Origin of the sequence: Bacillus sp. BML-BC051, assembly GCF_019656175.1 — a bacterium.
Classification (GTDB): Bacteria; Bacillota; Bacilli; order Bacillales; family Bacillaceae_G; genus Bacillus_A; species Bacillus_A mobilis.
In genome coordinates, this window is the sequence record NZ_BPLI01000196.1 from 1 (window position 1) to 231 (window position 231).

Annotated in this window: 1 pseudogene; it reads right to left on the reverse strand. The window is 36.4% G+C overall.

Annotation, left to right across the window (positions count from 1 at the left end):
* Positions 1-11 precede the first annotated feature (11 nt).
* Positions 12-231: pseudogene (locus K5S59_RS29925) on the reverse strand (ABC transporter permease); the annotation flags it as partial.

Below are 231 nucleotides of genomic sequence, written 5' to 3' on the forward strand. Positions count from 1 at the left end.
AAATTCCCTCCTTAGCTTTCCTGACGAATTACTTGAATACGTCCAGCGAAATAGAACAGGCCTGTCATAATAAATGCATCTAATATCATTTTAAAGTTTACTGGCTGTCTCATATAAAAACCCATAGGCTCAACATATAGATCAGTAACGGGACTGAGATCTACGTAATAAGACCAAATAAAAATATGTCTACTAGCAGACGGAAATAACAACTGCCTCTTATACCCATCT